The organism is Arthrobacter sp. B0316-5-4 (genome assembly GCF_059090325.1).
This window is the reverse complement of the sequence record NZ_JBNHFN010000006.1, coordinates 229,724-255,060: the sequence shown is the minus strand read 5'-3', so window position 1 is coordinate 255,060 and position 25,337 is coordinate 229,724. Positions and strand designations below refer to the sequence as shown.

Annotated in this window: 25 protein-coding genes; 9 read left to right on the top strand and 16 right to left on the bottom strand. The window is 63.8% G+C overall.

Going from position 1 to position 25,337, the window contains the following annotated elements:
• Window positions 1-177 precede the first annotated feature (177 nt).
• The 4 genes from AC5RU9_RS19485 to AC5RU9_RS19470 all read right to left on the bottom strand — a co-directional run bounded on the left by AC5RU9_RS19485 (window position 178) and on the right by AC5RU9_RS19470 (window position 3,254).
• Window positions 178-1,362 carry an RNA polymerase sigma factor gene (locus AC5RU9_RS19485; RefSeq protein ID WP_494017854.1) on the bottom strand — a complete coding sequence of 395 codons (1,185 nt, stop codon included), beginning with the start codon at window positions 1,360-1,362 and terminating at the stop codon, window positions 178-180.
• A 45-nt stretch (window positions 1,363-1,407) separates the two neighbouring features.
• Window positions 1,408-1,767, bottom strand: coding sequence for a YciI family protein (locus AC5RU9_RS19480; RefSeq protein WP_211713652.1), 360 nt, complete (start codon window positions 1,765-1,767; stop codon window positions 1,408-1,410).
• 101 nt (window positions 1,768-1,868) lie between these two features.
• Entirely contained in the window at window positions 1,869-2,684 is an 816-nt protein-coding gene (locus AC5RU9_RS19475; RefSeq protein ID WP_494017755.1) for a class I SAM-dependent methyltransferase, read from the bottom strand.
• 57 nt (window positions 2,685-2,741) lie between these two features.
• Window positions 2,742-3,254 (bottom strand): MarR family winged helix-turn-helix transcriptional regulator, encoded by a 513-nt coding sequence (locus AC5RU9_RS19470; protein ID WP_494017754.1) that lies wholly within the window; start codon window positions 3,252-3,254, stop codon window positions 2,742-2,744.
• 165 nt (window positions 3,255-3,419) lie between these two features.
• Between AC5RU9_RS19470 and AC5RU9_RS19465 the strand changes: the two genes are divergently transcribed.
• Entirely contained in the window at window positions 3,420-5,594 is a 2,175-nt protein-coding gene (locus AC5RU9_RS19465) for an MMPL family transporter (protein ID WP_494017753.1), read from the top strand.
• Between the two features lie 20 nt (window positions 5,595-5,614).
• Here the strand turns inward: AC5RU9_RS19465 and AC5RU9_RS19460 are convergent, their stop codons facing one another.
• The gene (locus AC5RU9_RS19460; RefSeq protein WP_494017752.1) at window positions 5,615-6,409 is read right to left on the bottom strand and encodes a hypothetical protein; all 795 of its coding nucleotides are present in this window, start codon (window positions 6,407-6,409) and stop codon (window positions 5,615-5,617) included.
• A gap of 115 nt (window positions 6,410-6,524) precedes the next feature.
• On the opposite strand from AC5RU9_RS19460, the gene AC5RU9_RS19455 reads away from it, so the two are divergent.
• Both AC5RU9_RS19455 and trxB read left to right on the top strand, forming a co-directional pair.
• Window positions 6,525-6,938 carry an arsenate reductase ArsC gene (locus AC5RU9_RS19455; protein WP_494017751.1) on the top strand — a complete coding sequence of 138 codons (414 nt, stop codon included), beginning with the start codon at window positions 6,525-6,527 and terminating at the stop codon, window positions 6,936-6,938.
• Between the two features lie 24 nt (window positions 6,939-6,962).
• On the top strand, window positions 6,963-7,940 hold the full coding sequence (gene trxB / locus AC5RU9_RS19450; RefSeq protein ID WP_494017750.1) for a thioredoxin-disulfide reductase: 978 nt from the start codon (window positions 6,963-6,965) through the stop codon (window positions 7,938-7,940).
• 69 nt (window positions 7,941-8,009) lie between these two features.
• On the opposite strand, the gene AC5RU9_RS19445 is transcribed toward trxB, so the two are convergent.
• The 3 genes from AC5RU9_RS19445 to AC5RU9_RS19435 form a co-directional block, all read right to left on the bottom strand.
• Window positions 8,010-8,702, bottom strand: a complete 693-nt coding sequence (locus tag AC5RU9_RS19445; RefSeq protein ID WP_494017749.1) for a DsbA family protein — start codon at window positions 8,700-8,702, stop codon at window positions 8,010-8,012.
• 49 nt (window positions 8,703-8,751) lie between these two features.
• Entirely contained in the window at window positions 8,752-9,609 is an 858-nt protein-coding gene (locus AC5RU9_RS19440) for a prephenate dehydratase (RefSeq protein WP_494017748.1), read from the bottom strand.
• 155 nt (window positions 9,610-9,764) lie between these two features.
• Complete coding sequence (locus tag AC5RU9_RS19435) at window positions 9,765-11,177, bottom strand: aldehyde dehydrogenase family protein (RefSeq protein WP_494017853.1); 1,413 nt, start codon at window positions 11,175-11,177, stop codon at window positions 9,765-9,767.
• Window positions 11,178-11,355: 178 nt separating this feature from the next.
• Between AC5RU9_RS19435 and AC5RU9_RS19430 the strand changes: the two genes are divergently transcribed.
• Complete coding sequence (locus tag AC5RU9_RS19430) at window positions 11,356-12,009, top strand: LysE family translocator (protein ID WP_494017747.1); 654 nt, start codon at window positions 11,356-11,358, stop codon at window positions 12,007-12,009.
• A gap of 2 nt (window positions 12,010-12,011) precedes the next feature.
• Here AC5RU9_RS19430 and AC5RU9_RS19425 read toward each other — a convergent pair whose 3' ends face one another.
• From AC5RU9_RS19425 to AC5RU9_RS19415, 3 genes are all read right to left on the bottom strand, one after another.
• Window positions 12,012-12,734 (bottom strand): hypothetical protein, encoded by a 723-nt coding sequence (locus tag AC5RU9_RS19425; protein ID WP_494017746.1) that lies wholly within the window; start codon window positions 12,732-12,734, stop codon window positions 12,012-12,014.
• The gene (locus AC5RU9_RS19420; protein WP_211713662.1) at window positions 12,724-13,410 is read right to left on the bottom strand and encodes a helix-turn-helix domain-containing protein; all 687 of its coding nucleotides are present in this window, start codon (window positions 13,408-13,410) and stop codon (window positions 12,724-12,726) included. Before AC5RU9_RS19420 ends, AC5RU9_RS19425 begins: the two co-directional genes overlap by 11 nt.
• 91 nt (window positions 13,411-13,501) lie before the next feature.
• Window positions 13,502-14,092 carry a TetR/AcrR family transcriptional regulator gene (locus AC5RU9_RS19415; protein ID WP_494017745.1) on the bottom strand — a complete coding sequence of 197 codons (591 nt, stop codon included), beginning with the start codon at window positions 14,090-14,092 and terminating at the stop codon, window positions 13,502-13,504.
• Window positions 14,093-14,213: 121 nt separating this feature from the next.
• Here AC5RU9_RS19415 and AC5RU9_RS19410 point away from each other — a divergent pair, with 121 nt between their 5' ends.
• The 3 genes from AC5RU9_RS19410 to AC5RU9_RS19400 all read left to right on the top strand — a co-directional run bounded on the left by AC5RU9_RS19410 (window position 14,214) and on the right by AC5RU9_RS19400 (window position 18,041).
• A complete protein-coding gene (locus AC5RU9_RS19410; RefSeq protein ID WP_494017744.1) occupies window positions 14,214-16,187 on the top strand; it encodes a primary-amine oxidase in 1,974 nt (657 codons plus the stop codon).
• 1 nt (window position 16,188) lies between these two features.
• The gene (locus AC5RU9_RS19405) at window positions 16,189-16,623 is read left to right on the top strand and encodes a hypothetical protein (protein ID WP_494017743.1); all 435 of its coding nucleotides are present in this window, start codon (window positions 16,189-16,191) and stop codon (window positions 16,621-16,623) included.
• 86 nt (window positions 16,624-16,709) lie between these two features.
• Window positions 16,710-18,041 carry an APC family permease gene (locus AC5RU9_RS19400; RefSeq protein ID WP_494017742.1) on the top strand — a complete coding sequence of 444 codons (1,332 nt, stop codon included), beginning with the start codon at window positions 16,710-16,712 and terminating at the stop codon, window positions 18,039-18,041.
• Here the strand turns inward: AC5RU9_RS19400 and AC5RU9_RS19395 are convergent.
• Window positions 18,019-18,915 carry a sigma-70 family RNA polymerase sigma factor gene (locus tag AC5RU9_RS19395; protein WP_494017741.1) on the bottom strand — a complete coding sequence of 299 codons (897 nt, stop codon included), beginning with the start codon at window positions 18,913-18,915 and terminating at the stop codon, window positions 18,019-18,021. The two genes, AC5RU9_RS19400 and AC5RU9_RS19395, sit on opposite strands and share 23 nt — an antisense overlap.
• A 17-nt stretch (window positions 18,916-18,932) precedes the next feature.
• Window positions 18,933-19,391: a carboxymuconolactone decarboxylase family protein gene (locus tag AC5RU9_RS19390; RefSeq protein WP_494017740.1), complete on the bottom strand. Its 459-nt coding sequence runs from the start codon at window positions 19,389-19,391 to the stop codon at window positions 18,933-18,935.
• Window positions 19,392-19,484: 93 nt separating this feature from the next.
• Here AC5RU9_RS19390 and AC5RU9_RS19385 point away from each other — a divergent pair, with 93 nt between their 5' ends.
• Window positions 19,485-20,522: a zinc-dependent alcohol dehydrogenase family protein gene (locus AC5RU9_RS19385; protein ID WP_494017739.1), complete on the top strand. Its 1,038-nt coding sequence runs from the start codon at window positions 19,485-19,487 to the stop codon at window positions 20,520-20,522.
• On the opposite strand, the gene AC5RU9_RS19380 is transcribed toward AC5RU9_RS19385, so the two are convergent.
• From AC5RU9_RS19380 to AC5RU9_RS19370, 3 genes are all read right to left on the bottom strand, one after another.
• Window positions 20,523-21,758: a pyridoxal phosphate-dependent aminotransferase gene (locus AC5RU9_RS19380; protein WP_494017738.1), complete on the bottom strand. Its 1,236-nt coding sequence runs from the start codon at window positions 21,756-21,758 to the stop codon at window positions 20,523-20,525.
• Window positions 21,759-21,806: 48 nt separating this feature from the next.
• Window positions 21,807-22,466 carry a hypothetical protein gene (locus AC5RU9_RS19375; RefSeq protein WP_211713670.1) on the bottom strand — a complete coding sequence of 220 codons (660 nt, stop codon included), beginning with the start codon at window positions 22,464-22,466 and terminating at the stop codon, window positions 21,807-21,809.
• A 136-nt stretch (window positions 22,467-22,602) separates the two neighbouring features.
• Window positions 22,603-23,580, bottom strand: a complete 978-nt coding sequence (locus AC5RU9_RS19370) for an AraC-like ligand-binding domain-containing protein (RefSeq protein ID WP_494017737.1) — start codon at window positions 23,578-23,580, stop codon at window positions 22,603-22,605.
• A 211-nt stretch (window positions 23,581-23,791) separates the two neighbouring features.
• On the opposite strand from AC5RU9_RS19370, the gene AC5RU9_RS19365 reads away from it, so the two are divergent.
• Window positions 23,792-25,318: a GMC family oxidoreductase gene (locus AC5RU9_RS19365; protein WP_494017736.1), complete on the top strand. Its 1,527-nt coding sequence runs from the start codon at window positions 23,792-23,794 to the stop codon at window positions 25,316-25,318.
• Window positions 25,319-25,337: the final 19 nt, after the last annotated feature.

Genomic DNA, 25,337 nt, shown 5'->3' with positions numbered 1-25,337 from the left:
CAGAAACCTCGAAACGGGACGGGGGAGCGAGATTCTGGAGGAGGCGCGTCTGCGCCCCTCAGATGCTCTCGGCAGTCCTGAGGTTACGTGAGCGCTTGCACATTGGCAACAGCAGTCACACCAGTAACATAAACCACAACGTTGTGATTTCGGCCGACACGGCGGGTGTGTCGTGGGTCAAGCTCCGGCGGTATCCAGCCTCGCTACTTTTCCCAACAAATACCGCCGCTCCTGCAAGCTGGCGGTCTTCTTCGCTGCGCTGAGGTAGGCGGCGCGGGCTTCGGCGGGGGAGCCTGCCATCTCCAACAAGTGACCCCGGACTGCATCCAGGCGGTGTGAGCGGCCCAGCGCGGAATCCAATCCGTTCAGCAACTCAAGCCCGGCACCGGGACCGTCCACCATGGCGACGGCGACCGCGCGGTTCAGGGTGACAACCGGGCTGGGTGCCACGGCTTCAAGCACCGTGTAGAGGGCCAGGATCTGACGCCAGTCCGTCTCCGCATCCGTTGCTGCTTCGGCGTGCACCGCGGCGATCGCGGCTTGAAGCTGATAGGGACCTGCACTGCCGCGTCCGAGCACGGAAGAGAGCAGGGCGATACCTTCCTCGATTTGTTGGTGGTTCCACAGGCTCCGGTCCTGCTCCGCCAGTGGTACCGGGGTCCCATCCGCCAGGGTGCGTGCCTTCCGACGCGAATCCGTGAGGAGCATCAGCGCAAGCAGGCCGGTCGCTTCCAGCTCCGACGGCGCTGCAGCAACCAACAACCGCGTCAGCCGGATCGCCTCGGTGGTGAGGTCTTCGCGCTGCAGCGACGCCCCGGAACTCGCCGCGTAGCCTTCGTTGAAGATCAGGTACAGGACGTGGAGTACGACGCCGAGCCTCGCCTTCTGCTCGGAGGGCGGTGGCATGGTGAACGTGGCTCCAGCCTTCTGGATCGCCTGTTTCGCCCGGCTGATGCGTTGTCCCATGGTGGCTTCGGGGACAAGGAAGGCTGAGGCGATTTCCGCCGTCGTGAGTCCGCCAACTGCCCGTAGCGTCAAGGCGAGTTGTGAGGGTGCCGTCAGCACCGGGTGGCAGCAGAGGAACATCAAGGTGAGAGTGTCATCTGTTGCCGGAACGGAGCTGTAGGAGTAGTCGACGTCCATGGCGGCGACGCGTTCCTCGCGGGAACGTCGTGCGCTTTCGCTCCGGTAAAAGTCCACCAAGCGGCGGTTGGCGACGGCCATCAGCCACGCTTTCGGGTCGCGCGGCAACTCGGATGGCCACTGCAGGGAGGCCTCCAGCAAGGCTTCCTGGACTGCGTCCTCACAAGCGTCGAACTGCCCGTGCTTGCGTGCCAGCACGCCGAGGACCTGCGGCGCCAGCGTGCGCAGCAGGTCCTCGATTCGCTTGTCCGGCGGGTGTTCCAGCTAGACCTCCGGAGGCGCTTCCTGGATAGCGCGTAGTTCCACGACTTGCGAGTACTTCACAATGCTCGCGCAGATTTCGACAGCCCGTTCCTCGCTGGCGACATCAACCACCCAGTAGCCAACCAGGGATTCCTTGGACTCGGCAAAGGGGCCATCAGTGGTGATGACTCCGTCCGGGGTTTGCTTGACGAGCTTCGCGGTGCTGCCATCGGCCAGCCCGGCGTTGAAAACCATCTCACCGGACTCGGTCAGATCCTTGTCGATCTGGATCATGAACCCGATCATTTCCCGGATCCACTCAGGGTCGGCGGTTTCCATCATGCCCTCAGCCGACCCGAACATCATGATCATGTATTTCATCTCAAACTCCTTATGAACGGCACCCCGTGTGGGCGCTTTCATTCATGGGTCGGAACTGCGGTGGGTATTTCTACATGGTGCGGCACATCTTTTTCGGGTCGCTACGCGCGGGCGATCACCTCGCCGTTGGGAATGAGGAAATAGCCGTCGTCCGTGGCGCCCCAACGGTGCCAGCCTGCAGCGATCCGGGCAAGATCGGCTTCGTTTGCCAGGCCGTATTCAAGAGCCTGTTCAGCGAAAGCGGAGTGCAGCACACGTTCGCTCCAAACCCGGGATTGCCAGGCGCGTTGCTGGGCGGTGGCATAGAGCCAGTTGCTGCTGGTGGGCGCCACCTGGGTGAATCCTGCCTGCTGGGCCCAGGAGACCAGGCGGCGTCCGGCGTCGGGTTCTGCTCCGTTGCGGCGGGCGATCTTCTGGTACAGCTCCATCCAGTCGTCGAGCTCCGGGACTTCCGGGTACCAGCTCATGCCATGGAAATCGGCGTCGCGAACCGCCACGATGGCTCCGGGCTTGGCCACCCTGCGCATCTCCCGGAGCGCCGCAACCGGGTCGGTCAGGTGCTGGAGGACCTGGTGGGCGTGGACGAGGTCGAAGGTCTCGTCCTCAAAGTCGAGGTCATGGATGTTGCCGGTCTGGAAGCTCACGTTGTCCACGCCGCGCTCCGAGGCAAGTTCAGTCGCCTGGGCCACGATGTCAGGTGAACGGTCCAGGCCGATCACCTGGGCGGGCGCCACCAGCCCGGCGAAATCGCAGGTTATGCTCCCGGGTCCGCACCCGACGTCGAGCACGGAAGTGCCGGGGGTGAGATGCGGCATGACGAACGCCGCCGAATTCTCGACCGTCCGTGAGGCGTGGGCCCGGACAACCGACTCGTGGTGCCCGTGGGTGTAGACATCTTCAGGCTGCTGCGCGTTCATAGGGAAACGCTACAACCAGGAAGGCGAATTCAGGCGGAACGCGCACCCAACAGTCAACTACTTGGGTTCAGGGTTGGTGGCTTCCTGGCGGGCGGCCAACGTTGCTTCCACCATGTCCGTCATGAAACGGGTGACAAGGTCCAACTCCTCGGCGCTGTAGGCGGCCATGGCCTTGCCCATTCGGAGGGCCAGCGGCATGAACATGGCGCTCCCGTCGCGGTAGGCCTTGGGCGTCATATGGAGCTGGACCTGCCGACGGTCAGTGCCAAGCCGTTCCCGGATAACGTGCCCGGACGCATGGAGCCTGTCGATCAATGCCGTGGTGGCAGGCGAACTGAGCCGGAGCTCAGTCCGCAGGACGCCCGGAGTGACCACCTGGCCAGCGGCGGAGTGGCGCATGATCACGGCGAGCGCATTGAGGTCTGTGCGGTGCATGTCGTTGCGTCCGCCGGCTGCGTCGACGTAGTGGTTGGCTTCGAGGGTGAAGTTCTGGAGAAGCCGTACGAGTTCCTGCGGGGCCGCGTTTTCGGGCCTGCCGGCTTCGGGCCGCGGGGCTGATGGGTCAGACATTTCCGCCCTCCTGCCAGCGTTCGTCTCTTGTTTACTGCCTTCCGGATATTACTCCCAGCGGCCACGGATTCCGGCATCAGCTCCAGGCGCTCTTGGAATAGTTCCATCATAGAGATAATCTATGATGGAATAAAGACCTTGATCATCCCCGGAGAAGAAGGACACATGAACGCGCAGAAAGTACCGTTCTGGCTGAGATGGCTGCTACCCGTGGTCCTGGTTATCACCTGGCTGGGCATCGCCGGAATCGGAGGGCCCACGTTCGGGCGGTTGGATGAAGTTTCCTCCAACGACCAGGCATCATTCCTCCCTGCCGGCGCCGAAGCCACGGAGGCCGGCGACTGGCAGGCCAAGTTCAGGGACTCGGAAGAGATCCCGGCAGTGGTCATCGTTGAGAACGGTGCTGCGTTCACCCCCGCCCAGCTCGGCGAAGCAGCCCAGCTGAAAGCCGACATCGAGGCACTCAAGCTGGGGAGCGCCGTCGTCGGGCCTATCCCGTCCGAAGACGGCAAAGCCATCCAGTTCATCGTCCCCATGTCCTCCTCCGACGAACTGCGGGATAAGGTCCAGGAGCTGCGCGACGTCGTTCAGCCCGGGGCTCCCGACGGTATGAAAGCGTTCGTGACGGGCCCTGCCGGGCTCACCGCGGACCTCGTGAACGCGTTTGGCGGGATTGACGGCATCCTGTTGCTGGTTGCATTGGGCGCAGTGTTCGTGATCCTGCTGCTCGTCTACCGGTCCGTGGTGCTGCCATTGGCGGTGCTGTTCACCTCGGTGTTCGCGCTGTGCGCAGCCATCCTGCTGGTCTTCGGCATGGCCAAGCTCGGCTGGATCCAGCTCAACGGACAAAGCCAAGGCATCCTGTCCATCTTGGTGATCGGTGCCGCCACCGATTACGCGCTGCTATATGTGGCGCGGTTCCGTGAAGCACTGACACACACCACCAACCGCACCCGCGCCGTCATCACAGCGTGGAAGGCATCTTTCGAGCCGATCCTCGCCTCGGGCGCCACCGTCATCATCGCCCTGCTCTGCCTGCTCTTCTCCGACCTGAACTCCAACAAGGCCCTGGGCCCGGTCGCGGCGGCCGGCATTCTCTGCTCGTTGTTTGCCGCGCTCACGCTCCTGCCGGCCCTCATGGCACTGCTTGGCCGCGCAGCCTTCTGGCCCTTCCGGCCCAAGCTACTGCCCGACGACGAACGCGAACCTGAGCTCGTTACTGGCCTTGAGGGGCAAAAGGGTCTCTGGAAGGGCGTCGGAACCCTCGTCTCCAAGCGCCCCCGGGTGGTCTGGATTGCCTCGGTCCTCCTGCTGCTTGTAGCGTCCGCGGGCGTGCTCCAGCTCAAAGCCAACGGCGTCCCACAAACCGACGTCATCCTGGCCAAGTCCGACGCCGTGGACGGCCAGGACGCGCTGGCGCGCCATTTCGACGCCGGCAGCGGCAGCCCCGCCGTCGTGGTCGCCTCCCAGGGTGCCGCGCAGCAGGTCCTGGATAAGGTCAAAGCGGCCGACGGCGTGGGTGACGCCTACCTCCTGGCTGACGGAAACGTGCCGATTACCGGAGCCCGGGGCGCCCCGTCCGAACCGGCAGTCCGCGATGGCAGGGTGCTGATCAACGCCACGTTGAACTCTGCTGCGGACTCCATCGAAGCCGAGGACGCAGTGAAGTCCCTGCGTTCTGCCGTGCGCGAGGTTGATTCCGCAGCGTTGGTGGGCGGGGTGACCGCCACTGCACTGGACACCAACACCACCGCGCAGCGCGACCTTGTGGTCATCATCCCGATCGTCCTGGTAGTCATCCTGTTCATCCTCATGCTCCTGCTGCGATCCGTTGTGGCGCCGGTGCTGCTGGTGCTTTCCGTGGTGTTGTCGTACGGCGCAGCCCTTGGCGTCTCTGCATGGGTGTTCAACGGGATCTTCAAGTTCTCCGGAGCTGATGCCACTGTGCCGTTGTTCGGATTCGTGTTCCTGGTTGCGTTGGGGGTGGACTACAACATCTTCCTGATGAGCCGGGTCCGCGAGGAATCCCTGAAGCACGGAACCCGCCCCGGTATCCTCCGTGGGCTGGCCGTCACCGGTGGCGTCATCACCTCCGCAGGCGTGGTGCTGGCCGCGACATTCGCAGCCCTGGGGGTCATCCCGATCATGTTCCTGGTGCAGTTGGCGTTCATCGTGGCATTCGGGGTGCTGCTGGATACGGTACTGGTCCGCTCCCTCCTGGTCCCGGCACTGGCGTACGACCTCGGCAGCAGGATCTGGTGGCCCAGTAAGCTCGGACGATCCTCCGGCGAACCCGTAGTCCGGGCGCCCGAGGAGGAACAGGCATCCGTCGGGCGGTAGGTGCCGGTGATCGCCGGTGTTCAGGCGACTTGCTTCTGCTTCGCCTTAGCCGGTGACTTTCGCTTCCGTTTTCGCCGTCGCTTGGCTTGAATGTTGAACGGTGGGCGGGGTTCGCCGAGCCGCGGACCCCGCCAATACCGCCCACCCAGCAGGATGCCGGCAAGAATGCCGTACGCCCACACAAAGGGAAGGGCCAACTGGCCGGTATTGCTGCCCAGGAAAACCAGGAGAAAGAATTCAACGGGTATGACCAGAAGGAGCCCGTTTCTGGTCTGCAGCGACGGCGGGAAGCGGAACAGTGCCCAGCCGGCAATCAAGGAGCCAATCAGAACGGCACCGACGGCCGGCGTCGGCGATTGCAGGCAGAAATGGGCGACGCCAATCGCGAGCAGGACAACGGCGCAGGCCGCGTTGATCAGTGCGATGCGCCGGCCACCGGTGAAGCCTTCACCGTTGCGTTCCCGTTTCTGCGTCACTTCGGACCCTGCGCGCTTCCCGGACCACGTGTGGCCGCCCGCGATTCCGCCGGCGAGGATCCCCAAGAACCATGAGCCGGCCGCCAATGCTCCCAGATCATCCTTGACGGAGATCAAGGAAAAGGAAATGAGGCCGATGGCGAAATTCATCACCGTTGATGCGCGGCTCGATCGCCACACGGCACGAAACAGGAAAGCCGCATACGCCGTGCCCAATGCAAAGGCAACAGACGCGGGGACGAGGTCGTCGTGGGCCACCCAAACGAACAATGCCACGATAGCCGCGATCATTACGGCATAGACCAGCCGCACATTTGCCGCGGTCGATTTTTTCGGCACAATAACACCCCCCGCGTACAAGGATAGGTGACGTAACAGGGCGAACGGGGAGGACCCAGCTTGACCGATCGCCTGGCGCGCACCCACGATTTAGTTGTTACCGTCAGGAGAACCAATGACCGGCAAGAAGCCGTCCGTACTTTTCGTGTGTGTGCACAATGCAGGGCGCTCGCAGATGGCTGCCGCATTCCTCACCACACTCTCCCAAGGCGCCATTGAGGTCCGGTCCGCCGGCTCCCAGCCAGCCGACACCGTGAACCCGGCCGCCGTCGAAGCCATGTCGGAGCTTGGGATCGACATGTCAGCCGAGATCCCCAAAGTCCTCACCACTGAGGCCGTCAAGGACTCCGACGTCGTCATCACCATGGGTTGTGGCGACGAATGCCCGTACTTCCCCGGGAAACGTTATGAGGACTGGGTCTTGGAGGATCCCGCCGGGCAGGGTGTGGACGCCGTCCGACCTATCCGTGACGAGATTCGAACACGGATAGAAACTTTGATCGCCTCGTTGATCCCTGCTGCCACATAAATCCGACCACCAGGAGCGTCTCTCATGAGTAACGAACAACTGATCATCATCGGGTCCGGTCCTGCCGGCTACACGGCGGCCATCTACGCCGCACGCGCTGGCCTGGAGCCCCTGGTCCTGGCCGGTTCGGTCACCGCCGGCGGCGCGCTCATGAACACCACCGAGGTGGAGAACTTTCCCGGGTTCCCGGGCGGCATCCAAGGCCCAGAGCTCATGGACGGCCTGCAGGAACAGGCCGAAAAATTCGGGGCCCGCATAGTGTTCGACGACGTCACTTCGGTATCGCTGCAAGGTCACGTGAAGAGCGTGGTTACCGGAGCCGGCGAAACCCACGAGGCGCCGGCCGTCATCCTGGCCACGGGCTCCGCATACAAAGAACTTGGCTTGCCCGAGGAGAAGAAGCTCAGCGGACACGGAGTCTCCTGGTGTGCAACGTGCGACGGTTTCTTCTTCCGCGAACAGGACATCATCGTGGTGGGCGGTGGCGACTCAGCGATGGAGGAAGCGACCTTCCTGACGCGGTTCGGGAAGTCAGTGACCGTCGTCGTGCGTAAAGGCGAACTGCGGGCATCCCGGATCATGGCGCAGCGCGCCAAGGACAACCCGAAGATCAGTTTCGCCTGGAACTCGGCGATCAGCGCCATTCACGGAGACACCAAGGTCACAGGTGTGACGCTCAAGGACACCCGCACCGGCGAGACCCGCGAGCAGGCAGCAGCCGGCATCTTCGTCGCGATCGGCCATGTACCCCGCACTGAACTGGTTGAAGGCCAGGTGGACCTGGACGCCGAGGGCTACATCAAGGTGGACTCTCCCACGACGTGCACCAACCTTTCGGGCGTTTTCGCGTGCGGCGATGCGGTTGACCATCGCTATCGCCAAGCGATCACCGCTGCGGGCACTGGCTGCTCTGCCGCATTGGATGCCGAGCGGTACTTGGCTGCGCTCGATGACGCCCACAGCATTGCTACCGCACTGGTTGAGGAGCCCACGCACTTCTAGCCTGAGGTGGCCAGTGGTCTGGCAGGTCCATCGCAAAGCTCCACGCCCGGCGTCGGGAAGCCGACACCTCTACTTAGCGGCTTCGTCAAGGAGTTGGCGGAACTGTTCTTCGGTGTCCAAAGTGAGCTTTTTGCCGTTGAGGAAGAACGTCGGAGTGCCAGTGACGCCGAGGGCCCGACCGTCGCTGGCATCCTTCCGAATCCGAGCCTCGGTCTTCGTATCTGCGACAGCAGCATCGTATTGGGCCAAGTCGAGGCCCAGTTCCCCCGCGTAACTGCGGAACGTCGCTGCTTGGGAATCTTGCTTTTCGCCCCACTGAGGCTGGGTTTCGAAGAGCTTGGCCACCATCGCTTCGTACTTTCCCTGCTGTGCCGCGGCTTCGACTGCCAGTGCAGCGGTTCCGGAATTCCGATGTCCGGGCAGGGGGAAGTAGCGGTGGACGAACGTGATCCGGTCCCCGTATTCCTTTTTCAGTTCCTCCACCAAGGGCACAGCTGCCCGGCAGGATTCGCATTCGAAGTCCAGGAACTCCACCAGTTGCGCCTTCTCCGTGGCAGGAGTGGTGATCCGGTGACTGTCTTCACGGACCAACTGCGGCCCGTCCAGCGGGGCGGACGTACTGGGTGATGGTTTGGTGGCCGTGGACACAGCGAACCAGATGCCCCCTGCCGCAACAACGGCCGCGATCAGGATCCACACGATGGCCCGTACTCTCTTGGCGGTGTCGGCGACGGGCTGGGGTCTTGGTGGTGCCTGTGTCATCAGTGGTGTTGCTTCCTGGTCGCGGCGGGCTGCGTACTAGTGCAACGGGTCAGGCACTAACCGTGTTCCGCTCGCGGTAACCGTCCGCCGCGTAAACGCCCAGGATCCGCACTTCCGTGGTGAAGAATTCCAGTTCCTCAAGCGCCCGCCGTAAGCGGGCGTCCTGGGGGTGTCCCTCGACGTCGGAAAGGAACATGGTGGCGGCGAACTCATCGCCCACCATGTAGCTTTCCAACCGTGTCATGTTCAGGCCATTGGTCGCGAATCCGCCGAGTGCCTTGTAGAGCGCCGACGGAACGTTGCGGACGCGGAAGACGAAGCTGGTGATCGCGGGACCCGGCAGTTCTTCCTTGGTGGGAAGCTCGCGTTCCCGTGCGAGGACCACAAAGCGTGTGGTGTTCGTGGGGTCATCTTCGACGCCGGACGCCAGGACCTCCAGGCCGTACAGTTGGGCGGCAAGCGGCGGAGCCAAGGACAGTTTGCGGGGATCGTTCCAGTCCCTGACTTCGCGGGCTGAACCCGCGGTGTCGCCGGCGATCACGGGCTTGAGGCCTGCTTCTCGAATGATCCGGCGGCATTGTCCCAGTGCGTGAATGTGGCTGTGGACCTCGGTGGCGCCTTCGATGGTGCTGCCCGGAATTCCCAGGAGGTCGAAGCGGATGGGCAGGAAGTACTCGCCGACGATCTGCAGCTTGGACTGGGGGAGGAGGACGTGGATGTCAGCCACCCGGCCGGCGATGGAGTTCTCGATCGGGATCATGGCCAGGTCGACTTCCCCGGTTGATACCAACTCGAATGCGTCCTCAAAGCTCGCGCACGGCACGCTCTGGAGCTCGGGGAACATTTCCTTGCACGCGAGATCCGAGTTGGCTCCCGGTTCACCTTGATACGCAATCTTCTGGGCCATGGTCCTCATGCTTTCACGCAGGCCATGCATGGACCCAAACGCGTCCACCCTGTGACTGACAAGAGCCGCAGGGAGAGCCCAACCAAGGGACAGGTAACGTCGCAATGAGGGCTCAATGCGGCGGTATCTGTCCCCTGGCTGGGCGACCGGATGGCCTAGCCGTTGATGATCTGCGGTACGCCCAGCGCCTTGAGGCCCTCGACGCCGAACTCCAGGCCATAGCCGGACTGCTTGGCGCCGCCAAACGGGACACGGGGGTCCACTGCGCCGTGCTTGTTGATCCACACGGTGCCGGCTTGGATGCGTGCGGCGACTTCGCGGGCCGCGCCCAGGTCGGAGGACCAGACGGAGGCGCCGAGTCCGACGTCGAGCGCGTTTGCCTTGGCGACTGCCTCGTCAACGGTGCTGTACTTGATGATCGGCAGGGCGGGGCCGAACTGCTCCTCCGCGACCAGCGGGTTGTCGTTGTCGATGTCCGCTACCAGGGTGGTGGGGTAGAAATTGCCGGGCTGGTCGGCCTCGGGGTTACCACCAACCAGGATGCGGGCGCCGGACTCGCGGGCGGCCTCAACCAGCCGGGCCACGATGTCGTACTGCTGCCGGTTCTGCAGCGGACCGAGGACATTATTCTCGTCGAGCCCGTTACCCATAGGCATGGCGGCAGCGACGGCGGCGAGTTCGGTGCACACGGCCTCGTACTGGGATTCGTGCACGTAGAGCCGCTTCAGGGCGGCGCAGGTCTGGCCGGTGTTGATGAACGCGCCCCAGAAGAGCCCCTCGGCGATGGCTTTAGGGTCGGAATCGGGCAGGACGATGCCGGCGTCGTTGCCGCCGAGTTCCAAGGTGAGGCGCTTGACGGTGTCCGCGGAGGAGCGAATGATCGCCTTGCCCGTGGCAGTCGAACCCGTGAACATGACCTTGCCGATTGCGTCGTGCGAGGCCAGGGCTTCGCCGACGTCGCGGCCCCCGGAAATGACCGAAAGCAGGCCCTCGGGCAGTTCTTCGTTGATGATCCTGGCCAGCGCCAGAACGGACAGCGGCGTGTATTCGGAGGGCTTGACCACCACGGCGTTACCCATGCGCAATGCCGGGGCGATCTGCCAAACGGTGATCATCATGGGCCAGTTCCACGGTCCAATGGCACCCACGACGCCGATGGGCCGGTAGTGCAGTTCGGCGTGGGTTTCGCCGTCGTCCACTACGGTTTCCGGGTCGAGCGGAGTGGATGCGGTGGCGCGCAGCCACGCCGCGCAGGCGCCGACTTCGAAGCGCGCGTTTGGGCCGTTCAGCGGCTTGCCCTGCTCGCGGGAGAGCAGCTGGGCGAGTTCTTCTGCAGAGCGTTCGACGGCGTCGGCGGCTTTCATGAGCGCAGCGGACCTTGCGTCGTGGCCCAAGGCAGCCCATGCGGGTTGCGCAGCAGTGGCAGCGGCGATGGCGGCTTCGAGGTCCTCGACGGTGTGCACGGGGGCTTCGCCGACAGCCTCACCCGTGGCCGGGTCGAAGATGGTGCGGCTGTTCTGGCCGGTGGCTGGGGTAATCGAGGCCAGCAGGGCGTCGTAAGTCTCCATTGGTACTCCGCTCGGGTAGTAAGTCTTGGCGGCCAGTAAGGCGCGCGGCGATGTTTCCAGTGTGGTCGGCGTCACGGGGAAGGGCCTTGTCTATGCACGAACAGCCCTTGACGGGAAGTGAACGCTTTATGTTGGCGTGGCTTTCGCAACCCACCCGTCATGCCCGACAATCAGTCTTGTGACTCTCGCTTCCCTCGCTGCTTTCGCCGGTCTCTGCCTGGTTCTCTCCGTAACCCCGGGGCCGGACACGTTCCTGGTGCTCAGGATTGCCTTGAACCGACCCAGCGCAGGGATTGCCGCTGCCGCGGGTTCGGCGGCTGGCGCGATTGTCTGGGCAGCGCTGGTGGGCGTGGGGCTTGCCGCGCTCCTGGAGCAGTCAGCCGAACTCTTCCGTTGGCTCAAGATCGCGGGCGGTTTGTACTTGCTGTACCTGGGAGTGTCGTCGTTCATCAAGTCCCGGAAGGCCGCCAAGGCCGCCAATGCCCCGGCGGTGGACGGTGCAGCGGAGAATGGGCCCCTCCCTTACAGCCGGCTCTCCGCTTTGGGCGCCGGGGCGCTGTCAACGCTGCTCAACCCCAAGGTTGGGCTGTTCTATTTAGCCGTGGTCCCGCAGTTCATCCCGCACGGCGGCGACACCATGGGCACTTCCTTGGTTTTGGGTGTGGTGGTGGCCGTCATCGCCTTCGCGTATCTCTCGATGATCGCGGTGGTCGCGTTCAAGGCGATGCGGTGGCTCAAGCGCCCCAAGGTGAGTACCGCCGTCGAGCGTGTCAGTAGCGGCGTGATCGCCGGGCTGGGCGTCGGTGTGGTGGCGTCGGGGGCCACGAGCTAAAGCTAATTCAGCGAGAGACGAAGACGTTCCACGCCCTCGGCACATTCCGGCACCTGATCCATAAGCTCTGGTTCATTGGTAAGACGGCCCAGCATGTTCGCCAGATGGTTCTGTTCAGCAGGTTTGTAGGTGATACCGCGAAGGTCCGAGGCGCGCACAACAGAGGCCAAGGTCAGGAAATCATCTACGTGCCGTCGCCAGAGGGGGTCATTGACGATGGTCAGGGCTCCCGCTTTGCCTATCAGGCTGCCCAGGATGGTGGGCCGGATGACGCTGCCGGACACAAATCCTGCCAGGACCTCGACGGTCTCGGAGCGGTCAAGCGCTTGCTGGCTGGCCGGCGCAGCAATGGTGGTTCCACCCGTAACTCCGCGTCTCTTCTCCGCCCGTTCCCCCAGGTGTCGAGGAATCAGGACATCCACCACCGCATCTCCGCGTTTCCATCGATGTTGGTACCCCTCGAGGGATTCGCCTTGGGATTCGAAGCCGAGATGCACCAGCAGTTCCGTGAAGTCGTGAAGCATCGTTGGGAATGCCCGGATGTCGAGTGCCACGTCCGCGTCCTTAGTAGCCCGCACGGCCGGAGCACCTCGCTCGACAGCGTGCAGGAAAACGGCTTGGCCGCCTACCAGAACCCATCCTTGGGGCATCGCGCTATGTATTTCAAAGACCGCTTGCCAAGCTTCCTGTTGTTCGCGGGGCATTGCCGGAAGTTCAATGGGCATGGATTGTCCTGAGGATTTCGCGTGCGGCTTGCTGTTCCCGGGCACCCTGCCGTTCGGCCAAGTCCACCGCGACCGCAAGTGGTGGGAGCTCATCCGGGATTCGTTCGGCGGCCCGCAGCACGACATTGGGTCTCTTGCCGGGGGACGGCTCAACCAGGAACCAGTCTTTGACGATGTCCTCAAGTTCGTCGCGTTGCACGTAGGCCTCCAGCTCCGAATTGGCCAGCAGCCCAGACCACGGGTGCGAGACTCCGGAAAGGTGGATCCGTTTGTCCTCGCGAAGCTCGGCAAGGTCGGCCGGGCTGGAAGAGAACTGGAGCTTTTCGGCCCGATTAGCCAACCATGCCGCCAGGAGTTCCAGCGAAGCGGGGGAGTCCCTCAGTCGGCTGATGCGTTCCTTCAACCGGTGCTGTTCTACGGGTGAGGGTGCCAAGTACTCCGGGAGGGGGCGGCTCTGGCTGTCGTCCCAGAAGCATGCCATGAGTTGCCAGGCGCTGCGTTCGGACAGGGGGCGTCCCGCAGGCCGGCCAGGCAGGTATTGGGAAGCATCGACTTCCTCAACAATCCAGCGTCCACCCACCCGTAGCCCTCGGATACGTCCGGATTGAACGAGGTGGCGCGCTCGACTTTCGTTGACGTGGAGGCGCCTCGCCAGTTCTGGGATGCTCAGTACCATTACACAATGGTATCGGTTTCGCTAGTAATGTGTAATGCCTGAACCTGGAGGTTTTCGGGTGGCGGACTTCCGCGTGGGGCATGCGAACCGCTCAACCAGCCAGCAGCGTCAGGTAGTTATCCAACTGCCTGGCAAGGTCCTGCGAAAAGTGTTCGTTGGGGGATAGTGCGGCCACGATCTGCGCGCCGAGCATCATGTTGAGCAGATGGTCGGCGACGGCGGCGTCCCCGATGGGGGTGCTGATCTCACCGGCCGCACGGGCTGCTGCGGCATGAGCCGTGATGGTGGTGTGCCACTGGTTCATGGACTCGCTGTGCAGGGATGCCATGTCGGGATCGTTGAGCGCTTTTTGCCAGAACGGGATCACGATCCGGGCCTCATTGACGCGTTCTTCATCCAGCGGCAGTACCTCGGCGCAGAACGCGCGGAGCGCGGCTACTCCTGCCAGCCCCTTGGTCATCGAGGCTATGCGCTGGTTGGTGCGGTTGAAAACGTGCCCGAACGCCGACGTCAGCAGCATGTCCTTGGTGGGGAAGTAGGGCTTGAGGGCGCCGTTGGCGAAGCCTGCTTCCTCGGCGATTTCGCGCATGGTGGCGCCTTCCATGCCCAGCCTCGCGATGATGCGCCAGGTTGCGTCCACCAGTTCAAGGCGTCGTTGATCGTGGTCCACAATCTTTGGCACTGTTGGGGCTCCCGGAAAAAATATGGCGGACAGGTCTTGTGACTCATCTTACGTTTTGGTTATTCTCTACAACTATAGAAAATAAATCCTGACCGTACGCGGTCCCGGACAAGAGGCAGCCATGACGCCCACAGCAACTGAGACAGCCGCCATTGAGGAAACGCAGTACCGCCTCGCCACGGGTGCCGAAATCTCCGAGGTCCAGGGAATCCTGCAGGCCGCCGGACACCTCGGCTCCGGAAAACGAATCGCCTACCTGGGACTGGTGGACCCCTCCCGCGGTCAGACGGAAAAAGACCGCCGCTTCCGCATCTTCATCCACGACATCTCCGGTGGCGCACCCACCGACGTCCTCGTCTCCGTGACCCGTGGCGAGATCCTGTCCGCGACCGAACTGGACACCAAGGTCTCCGGTGAACTGCCAGTACTGGAAGAAGAATTCGAGGTAGTGGAGACGCTCCTGGCTACGGACGAGCGTTGGCTTGCAGCCCTTGCAGCCCGCGACCTGGACGTCGCCAAAGTCCGGGTGGCCCCGCTGTCCGCCGGTGTTTTCGAATACGACGAAGAGAAGGGCCGCCGCATCCTCCGCGGGCTGGCCTTCGTGCAGGACTTTCCCGAGGACAGCGCTTGGGCGCATCCGGTGGATGGGCTGGTGGCCTACGTGGACGTGGTCAACAAGGAGGTCACCCAGGTCATCGATCTTGGGGTTATGCCTATTCCGGCCGAACACGGAAACTACACGGACCCGGAACTGACCGGCCCGCTCCGGGAAACCCAGAAGCCCATCAGTATCACCCAGCCGGAAGGCCCCAGCTTCACCGTTACCGGCGGCAACCACGTGGAGTGGGAAAAGTGGAGCGTGGATGTCGGCTTCGACGTCCGCGAAGGAGTGGTCCTCCACAACCTGGCCTTCAAGGACGGAGACCGGCTCAGGCCCATCATCAACCGTGCATCCATCGCCGAAATGGTGGTGCCTTACGGCGACCCCTCACCCATCCGGTCCTGGCAAAACTACTTTGACACCGGCGAATACCTGGTGGGCCAGTACGCCAACTCCCTGGAACTCGGCTGCGATTGCCTTGGCGACATCACCTACTTGAGCCCGGTTATCAGCGATGCCTTCGGGAACCCCCGCGAAATCCGCAACGGCATCTGCATGCACGAGGAAGACTGGGGAATCCTCTCCAAGCACTCCGACCTCTGGACCGGCATCAACTACACCCGCCGCAACCGCCGTCTGGTGATCTCCTTCTTCACCACCATCGGCAACTACGATTACGGCTTCTACTGGTACCTCTACCTGGACGGGACCATTGAATTCGAGGCCAAGGCCACCGGCGTCGTCTTCACCAGCGCTTTCCCGGAAAGCGGCTCGGACAACATTTCCCAGCTCGCGCCAGGACTTGGAGCCCCCTTCCACCAGCACCTGTTCAGTGCCCGCCTGGACATGGCTGTTGACGGCCTTACCAACCGGGTGGAGGAAGAAGATGTGGTCCGCCAGGCCATGGGCCCAGGCAACGAGCGCGGCAACGCGTTTTCCCGCAAACGCACCCTCCTCACCCGCGAATCCGAGGCCGTCCGGGAAGCCGACGCGCGTGCGGGACGCACCTGGATCATCTCCAACCCGGAGTCCCGGAACCGCCTGGGTGAGCCTGTTGGCTACAAGCTCCACTCCGAGAACCAGCCCACCCTCCTGGCCGACCCGGATTCTTCCATTGCCAAGCGCGCCGCGTTCGCCACCAAGGACGTGTGGGTCACCCGCTACGCCGACGAGGAACGCTACCCCACGGGCGATTTCGTGAACCAGCACTCCGGCGGCGCCGGGCTGCCAGCGTATGTGTCCCACGACCGCGACATCGACGGCCAGGACATCGTGCTGTGGCACACCTTCGGCCTCACACACTTCCCCCGCGTTGAAGATTGGCCGATCATGCCCGTGGACACGGTTGGCTTCAAGCTGCGCCCGGAAGGCTTCTTCGACCGCAGCCCAGTGTTGGACGTGCCCGCCAACTCCTCCGGCTCCAGCTGCCACAGCACCGCAGCTTCAGGTGCGGCGGGCGAAGAGCACGGCGAGTCCGCCGGGCACTGCCACTAGCGTGGCCACGGCCATCAGTGGAGGACGGGCCGGACCCGTCCTCCACCCCCGGGTCTGCGCCGTCCTGACCGCACTTTCCTGCGTGGTCCACCTTGGGCTCGCAGCCTCGGGGCACCACGAAGCCTGGCTGGCTATCCTCATGATCGCCCTTGCAGCCGTGTGCATCCCCTGCACAGTCCACATCTGGCGCCACAGCCGCGTCGGTGCACTCCACCAAGTCACCGGCTCAGCCCTTGCCATGGTCACCCTGCACGCCGTGCTGCTGCTGGGAGCGGGCGGTTCCGGACACACTCATGGCGGCAGGCCGGCGTCGAACGCTGTCGATTCATCCGGCGCCGCCGGATTGTTGCTGGTCATCGCACTGGAAATCACGACGGCGTTACTCGCTACAACGCTGGTGGCCCGCCTCAGGCGGATCCGGGCGCAGCCCATCTAAACGGGGTGCCCAAAATTCGGCAGGATATTGCTGTTTGCAGGCAGTATCCCTGCTTGTTGGACCCCTTCCGAATACTGTTCAGTGGGATGGTGAATAAAGCTGTCAACAGTTCGGGTCTGGGCCTCTTCCGTGCAACGGGAATCTATGTTGGTGCCATTCTCGGTTCAGGCGTGCTGGTCCTGCCCGCCATTGCCGCCCAGGTGGCTGGGCCGGCGTCGATATTGGCGTGGGGCTTGCTCCTGGTGTTCTGCACGCCCGTGGCATTCAGTTTCGCCGAAATGTCCAGGCAACAGCCCGACGCCGGCGGCATAGCAACGTTCGTCACGAGGGCCTTCGGGCACCGGGCGTCAGCAGTGGCCGGCTACTTGTTCTACTTCGCGATTCCCTTCGGCGCGCCCGCCACGGCGGTGATTGGCGGGGAGTACATCGCCCACGCCATGGGAGGCGGCCGGGAGACGGCACTGATTGCCGGGGGGCTGATCCTGGCGGCTGGTTTTCTGAGCAACGCGGTGGGCATCAGGGTCTCCAGCAAACTGCAGCTGCTCCTCATGGTCTTGTTGGTGGCTTTGCTGGCCTTCGCTGTTGCCGTGGCCGGGCCGTATGCCCGGGTGGAGAATTTCGAGCCCTTTGCCCCGCATGGCTACTGGGCTGTGGGAGGTGCGGCCAGCTTGTTGTTCTTCTGTTTCGCGGGATGGGAAGCCGTGACTCACCTGGCAGGCGAGTTCCGCAACCCCGAGCGCGACCTGAAGCGGGCAACCTGGCTGACGCTCGTCGTCGTCGGTGTGGTGTACATCGGGCTCGTGGCTGCGTGCGTAGCTGTCCTGGGGCCCGCGCTCGCGGGCAGCAGCGTCCCGGTTGCCGAGTTGCTGGCGAAAGGGCTCGGCCCTGCGGCAGCACCGGTTACCGCCGTCGCGGCGGCGGTGCTCACGTTCGGTCCGTTGAATACTTTCGTGGCCGGTGCCAGCAAGCTCGGTGCAAGGTTGGCGTCCGACGGCGTGCTGCCGCGGGCTTTGGCGCGCGGCGTCGGGCCGGGGGAGGTCCCATCGGTGAGTCTCGGCGTCCTGGGCATGTTGGCGTCGATCTCCTTTGCTCTCGCAGCGACCGGTCTGCTGAGCATGGGGTTCCAGATCGGCGCGGCCTCGGCTTGCTTCACCGCGGTGACGGCCTTTGGCTTGGCTGCCGGAGTGGTACTGCTTCGCCGTGGGACGCCGGCTTGGTACGGGGTGATCGTGGCGGCGGTGGTGATGCTCGTTGTGCTCGTGTTCAGCGGATGGGCGCTGCTGGTCCCGGCTGGCCTGGGTGTGGCGGCCCTGGCTGCCTGGCGAGTTCGCGGGAAGCCTGCCACTTCGCACGGAAGTTTCCCGGCGAGCCCGCAGCCTTCCCGCGAACTCGCGGCTAGGAACGGCAGACCCTCGTAAGTTTGTCCGGATTGGACACTTGCCGCAGGCCCCGGATGCTTCCATCCGGAGCTGCGTCCACCTCGATGACGTCGGAGCGGCCGTTATGCCTGAGCACCAAAGCCGTTCCACCGTTGATCTCCACAAGCCAGGCCCGGATCGGCTCCACGGGATCTAAGGCCACAGCCTTGCCGAGGATGCCCGCAAAGAAGCGTGCGATCCTCGAAGCCCCGAACAGCGGGTTCATCGCGCTCTTGACCTTGCCACCGCCGTCGGCCCACAGCACTGCGTCGCGGTGGAGCATCGAAACCACCGTGTTGATCTCACCCTGCTCAATGGCTTGGACGAGTTTCTCCAGGGCGGCCCGGTCCTTTGCCCGGGGAGCGGGTGCTTCGGGGTCAATATCCAGGCGGCGTTCGGCCCTCGAAATCAGCTGGCGAACGGCGGCCGGCGTCTTGCCCAGGACGTCCGCGATCTCCGGTGCGGGCATTCCGAAGGCACGGTGCAGGACCAACGCCGCCCGCGCCTCCGGTGCCAGTTGCTCGGCCAGATGCAGCAAGGTCAAGGACAGCAGTTCGCGGTTGGCCACTGCCTCCTCAGGCAATTGCGCGGTGTCCACAGGCTCAGGCAGCCACGGTCCGGTGTAGTCCTCCCGCACCGCGGCGAGTTGGCGCACCCGGTCGATGGAACGGCGCACGCACACGGTGGTCAGCCATGCCGGCCAGGAGTCCACGCGGCCGCCGTCGGTCTTCCGTTCCTGCCGTACGGCGTCGATCCCAACCTCGGAGACCACATCCTCGGCATGGCCGAAGTCGCCCAGCATCCGGTAGGCAATCCCCAGCAGGCGGTTCCGTTCGCTTTGCCACGCCACCGTGGCCGAGACTGCAAGCGTCATGCTGCCCACGTTACCGTTCAGACCAGCGGATTCTTCTCGTCCACGGGCGGCTCCATCTGTGTGCTGATCGCAATCCTGTTCCATACATTGATGGTGGAGATCGCCAGGACCAAACCGCCCATCTGGCCGTCGTCGAAATGGGTTGCCGCAGCGTTCCAGATCTCGTCGGTCACAGTGTCGGGCCCCAACTGGGTCAAGGCATCGGTGAGGGCAAGGACGGCCTGCTCGCGGGCGTCGAAGAACACCTTCGAGTGCTGCCAGGCGGCCACAGCATGCAACTTCCGTGACGGGATGCCACGCTTGCGGCCATCGGTCGCGTGCATATCCACGCAGAAACCGCAGCCGTTGAGGATCGAGGCGCGGAGCTTGATCAGCTCGTAAAGATCAGGGTCCACAGAGGTGCGGGCGTAACCTTCCAGGCCAATGACGGCAGCGTAGCCGAGTTTGTTGCTGCGGCCGATGTTGATGCGGGTCATGCTGACTTCCCTTCAGAGTTGGTGCGTTACAACAGTGATGTCGGAAGCAGTAGCAAAAGTGTGACAGTGCTGCCCGATTGTTAGAGTCGATCCGTGCGAGCAGTGATTTTTGATGAGGTCCGGACCCAGCCCTACGTTCGGGAGGTCGACAAACCAGAGGCACCCGCAGGGGGCGTTGTGGTGAAAGTGCTCGCTACGGGCATGTGCCGCAGCGACTGGCACGCGTGGGCCGGCCACGACGACATCGCCATGCCCCACGTCCCGGGGCACGAGCTTGCCGGTGTCATCGATGCAGTAGGCGAGGGCGTCCGGAACTGGAAAGTGGGCGACCGCGTCACCGTCCCCTTCGTCTGCGGGTGCGGCACGTGCGAATGGTGCCTGGCAGGCGACGCGCAGGTCTGCCCCGAGCAGCAGCAACCCGGTTTCACCCACTGGGGATCGTTCGCCGAGTACGTGGCGCTGCACGCAGCCGACAGCAACCTGGTTGCCATCCCGGACAGTATTGAATTCACGACGGCGGCCAGCCTCGGCTGCCGCTTCGCCACGGCATACCGGGCATTGGCAGCGCGTGCGCAGGTCAAAGCCGGCGAATGGGTGACCGTGGTGGGCGCGGGTGGCGTCGGGCTCAGCGCCGTGATGATCGCGAAAGCCATGGGAGCCAGGGTCATTGCTGTGGACCGGAACCCGTCAGCCTTGGCTGTGGCCGCCCGGCTGGGCGCCGAACACACGATCCTTGCTGATGGCACGGACATCCCTGACACCGTAAACGTCCTCTCCGGTGGAGGCAGCCACGTGGCGGTGGACGCCGTCGGAAGTGAACAGACCTGCGCCGACGCGATCTTTAGCCTTCGCAGGCGCGGGCGGCATGTCCAGATCGGCTTGTTGCCGTCCATCGACGGCAACCCGCAAGTGCCCATGGCAAGGGTGATCGGTTGGGAGCTGGACCTGTTGGGCAGCCACGGGATGGCCGCGACGGACTATCCGGGCATGATGGCACTCATCGAACAGGGCTCGCTTCAGCCGCAACTGCTGATCGAACGCACCATCGGGCTCGAAGACGCGGCGGCGCTGTTGCCCGGCTTCGACCAGGCCAGCCCGGCCGGGATGACCATGGTGGACCCGGCGCTTTAGTCAGTTGGTTTCCCGTGCCGGCCGGTTCCGGTAGGCCGCGAGGAAGTGCGATATACGGCGCACAGCTTCCTCGATGTCCTCCACTGCCGGCAGGATCACGAAGCGGAAGTGGTCCGGCGTTGGCCAGTTGAAGGCTGTGCCGTGCGAGACCAGGATCTTCTGTTCCTGCAGGAGTTGGAGGACGAACTTCTCGTCGCTCTCGATTGGGTAAATCTCAGGGTCCAGCCGCGGGAACAGGTACATGGCTCCGGCGGCGGGGACACAGGAAACACCCGGGATGGCCGTCAACAGTTTCCAGGCCAAGTCCCGTTGCTCGCGCAACCGCCCGCCAGGACGAATGAGGGCCTCGATGCTTTGGTACCCGCCCAGGCAGGTCTGGATGGCGTGTTGCGCCGGAACATTGGCGCAGAGGCGCAAGGAAGCCAGCAGTTCCAAGGACTCACGGTAAGCGGCAGTGGCAGCAAGTGGCCCAGTCACAGCGACCCAGCCGGCTCGATACCCGGGCATGCGGTAGGCCTTGGACAGTCCGCTGAACGTCAGGACACACACGTCCTCGGCTACTGCCGCGGTGTGGATGTGGGGTGCGTCGACGTAGCGGATCTTTTCGTAGATCTCGTCCGAGAACAGCACCAGGTCATGCTTCCGGGCCAGGGCGGCGAACTGCTCAAGGATGTGCCGCGGGTACACGGCCCCGGTGGGGTTGTTCGGATTGATGATCACGATGCCCTTGGTGCGCGGGGTGATCTTCGCTTCGACGTCGGCCATGTCCGGCCACCAGTTCTCGTCCTCATCGCAGAGGTAGTGAACAGCTTGGCCACCGGTGAACGTCACGGCAGCTGTCCAGAGGGGGTAGTCAGGGGCGGGAATGAGGATCTCGTCGCCGTTCTCCATGAACGCCTGGAGGGTCATGGAAATCAGTTCGCTGACGCCGTTGCCAATGAAGAGGTCTTCGACGCCGATGTTCATCAGTCCGCGGGTCTGGTAGTACTGCGAAATGGCGGTGCGGGCGGAGAAGATCCCTTTGGAATCGCTGTAACCCTGCGCGCCCCGGAGGTGATGGATCATGTCCACCACCACCGACTCCGGCGCCTCCAGGCCGAACGGTGCGGTGTCCCCAAGATTCATCTTGAGGATCCTGTGACCCTCCGCTTCCATGGCCTTGGCGGCTTGGAGGATGGGACCGCGGAGTTCATAGCGGACGTTCTGGAGTTTGCTGGAGTGCTGCATCGGACGCATGGTTGATCTTTTCATGGGAGCGGCCCGGGTGAACAAATGATTCCAGAATCAGACCCAGCGAATGATCAGGGGAAGGCTCTTGGTGCTGGCCGAGACTTCCCGTTCGGTGCCGTCCACGGCAACAGCGAAGTGCTGGAGTTCATCGGAAGATGTCAGGACCTCAAAGTGCCCCGTCGCATCACTCACGGCGGCAGTAGCGGATGAATGGGCATGGATGTAAGCGTCGGGAATGCCCTTGTTATGCACGTCCACCAGCCGTCCCCGGATCCGGCGGCCCGCTCCTGACATCCCCTCGGCAGGCCGGGCTGGAGGATCGGACGGTTCCTCGAAGCGGAGGGACACCGGGATACGAACCAGAAACCCCAGTCCCTGCTGGATAGCGCCGGAGTACTCGTCCTGCCGGAATTCGCCGTTGGACACCACGGAGTACTGGCTGTGGAGTTCAACAGCCAGCAGCAGTTGCTCCATGTTGTCCAGCTGTTCCGGACCGTGGCACTCCACCGCAACCCTCAGCTCGAGGTCCAGGACCGGCCCCTCGCGGCGGGACCGCCCAACCCTGCTCAGGGTTACCGCCCGCACCGTGACCGGAGCGTCTGGTGGAGGAACGACGGCGGTGGGGGACCCGTCGTCGAACCTGACGTGCTGAGGGGCGACGGCGTCGGAAAGTACCCCCAAGAGGTCGGACAGCGACGAACGCACATGGCCCACGGCAGAACCCCAGCCGGACAGAGATCCACTAAATCAACTGGAACAAGGCTACTCCCGCAGATGCCCCTAGTCACTGGGAATCAGGGGTAACTCCATTCGGTTGAATGCGGGCCCTGTCGTTGAATGCGGGCCCTGTCTAGGCCGGGCGGTACGAGTAGCGATACTCCGACGGCGAATAGCCGAACGCGGTCTTGAACGCTCGCGAGAAACTGGACGCATCGGTGAAGCCCCAGTGCATCCCTACTGCGGATACCGGGCGGGTCCGGAGGCGTGGGTCCACCAGATCGGTGCGGCATTTCTCCAATCGCTGCCGGCGCAGCCAGGCGCTCACGGTGTCGTCGCGCTCTTCGAAGAGCTTTTGGAGGTACCGGACGGATACATTGTGGGCCGCCGCGATGTCACTGACGGTCAGCTCGGGATCGCCCAGGCGGTCCGCAACGAACGCCTCGATCCGCTCCATCAACGCGAGCCGCTCGGACGATAAGGGCGAAGACGGCGGGACCCGTTCGGCGAACACGGCCGACACCAGGTTCATGAGCGCATCCGAAACGGTGGCGGCGTCGGACACTGCGCCTTCGTGGAGTTGCTTCGCCACTGCCCCAAGAAGGGCGGACGTCAGGGACCCCAGGCCCTGCCTGCCGGAGACCCTTGAAGCGGTGAGTGTGGCGATGCTTTTGCGGTTCAGGTGGAGGGCTTCGGGCGGGAACATGACCACCATCATCCGGTAGGCGTCGTCGAAGTAGAGGTCGTACGGCCGGGTGGTGTCGTAGATGGCGAAGTCACCCGGAGTCAGGGCAGCCTCGCGCCCGTCCTGGGCCACCACGGAGTAGCCCCTGAGTTGGAGGCCCAGTTTCACCAGGCCGGGATCGTTGGCCTGAATCTGGCGTTGGCCGCGGCTGACGTGGCTCGCCGTGCCGGACACAGCACTGAGGAAGACCGGTCCGACGGTCTGGTTGATGAGTCCGCCGTCGAACTCTCCCGGGTCCCGGGCCACGACGGTCAGCGGGACGAAAGCATTGTTGACGGCCTGGTTCCACGCGTCAAAACGATCGGTCCTGGCAAGGTCCTTGGTAGTGAATTCTTCACGCGGCTGTCTGGCGATGACACCGGTCACGTCGGCTCTCCTTTGAAATGACGCTCGGACGCAGGTGGCGGTTCCTCCAGTGTCCCACGGCCCCCGGAGAGCTGGTGATCCGTATCACAAACGTGCGGATGGTGCGCAGTGCTGTGCGCGCCCGGTCAAGAATCACGACGGCGGTTCGCGGCAGACTGCTGGGGAAGGCACCCCGCCAGACCCGGAGTTTGATGTGTTCAAGGAGGAACCCATGGCTGAAAACCAAACCCATCGTGCCGACTATGTAGTGGTCGGAGCAGGCTCGGCAGGCAGCGTCGTCGTGCGCCGTCTGCTGGACGCCGGACACACAGTCCACGTTATTGAGGCCGGATCCGTGGACACCGACCCCAACATCCACAGCCCACAAGGCTGGCCCTTGTTGCTGACCGGGGCCAACGACTGGGCCGTCATGACCACCCCGCAGAAGCACGCCCATAATAGGAGCCTCTATTGGCCGCGCGGCAGGGTCCTTGGCGGCAGCAGCTCCCTGAATGGTATGATCTACATCCGCGGACACAAGAGCGACTACGACTCGTGGGCCGCCAACGGTGCCGAAGGCTGGTCCTGGGACGAGGTTCTGCCGCTCTTCAAGAAGTCCGAAGACCACGCAGACGGCGCCAGCGAATTCCACGGCAAAGGCGGGCCTCTCCACGTGGAGCGCATCGCGGAGCGGCACCCTGCTGCCCAGGCATTTGTTGACGCTGCGAAGGAACTGGGCCACACCGAAACGGAGGATTTCAACGGAATCCAGATGACCGGCGTCGGCTTTAATCACACCACCACCAAGGACGGAAAGCGCGCCAGCGCGTGGCAGAGCTTCGTGGCGCCGGTGCTGGACCACCCTGGTTTGAAGGTCACCACGGACGCGCTGGTCAGCCGGATAGTAGTCGACGGCGGGCGAGCCACCGGCGTCGAATATCACCGTGATGGTGAGGTGCTTCGGGCGGAGGCGGGCGCTGAAGTGATCATCAGCGCCGGTGCCATTGGTTCCCCGAAGATCCTGTTGCTTTCGGGGATCGGTCCGTCGGAACAGCTCCGGGACCTTGGGATCGACTCGGTGGTGGATTTGCCGGGCGTTGGAGAAAACCTCCACGACCACCTGCTGGCGGGAAACACCTACGAGGCATCAGGACCGTTGGTTGCCGGCCGCCACAACCTGCTGGAAAGCCAGCTCTACGCCCACAGCAACCAGACCGACGAGGAAGCCCCGGACCTCCAGCCGCTTTTCCTCCACTTGCCGTATCCCACCGACGGTGGCGCTGCTCCCCAACACGGGTACACCATTGCGCCCGGGATTGTGCGTCCCAGGTCCCGTGGAACGCTGCGCCTGGCGTCGGCTGATCCTGCGGCAGCGCCGCTGGTGGATCCCAATATCCTCGCGGAGGAGTACGACGTTGAGGCGTTGGTGGACGCGATCATTATGTGCCGGGAAATCGGAGAGCAGGAGGCCTTCGCGCCCTTCCGGAAGTCCGAGTTCACCCCCGGACCCACTGTCCAGAGCCGGGATCAGGTCCGGGAGTTCGCCCGCCAGGTAGCTGGGACCTATCACCACCAGGTTGGCACGTGCAAGATGGGCGTTGACGACCTCTCGGTGGTGGATCCTCAGCTCCGTGTCCGCGGAATCGAGGGTCTGCGGGTGGCCGATGCATCCATCATTCCGTTCGTTCCCAGCGGAAACACGAACGCCCCGTCCATCATGATCGGGGAGAAGGCATCGGAGCTGCTCCTCAGCTCCTGACCCCACACCAGGTAACAGC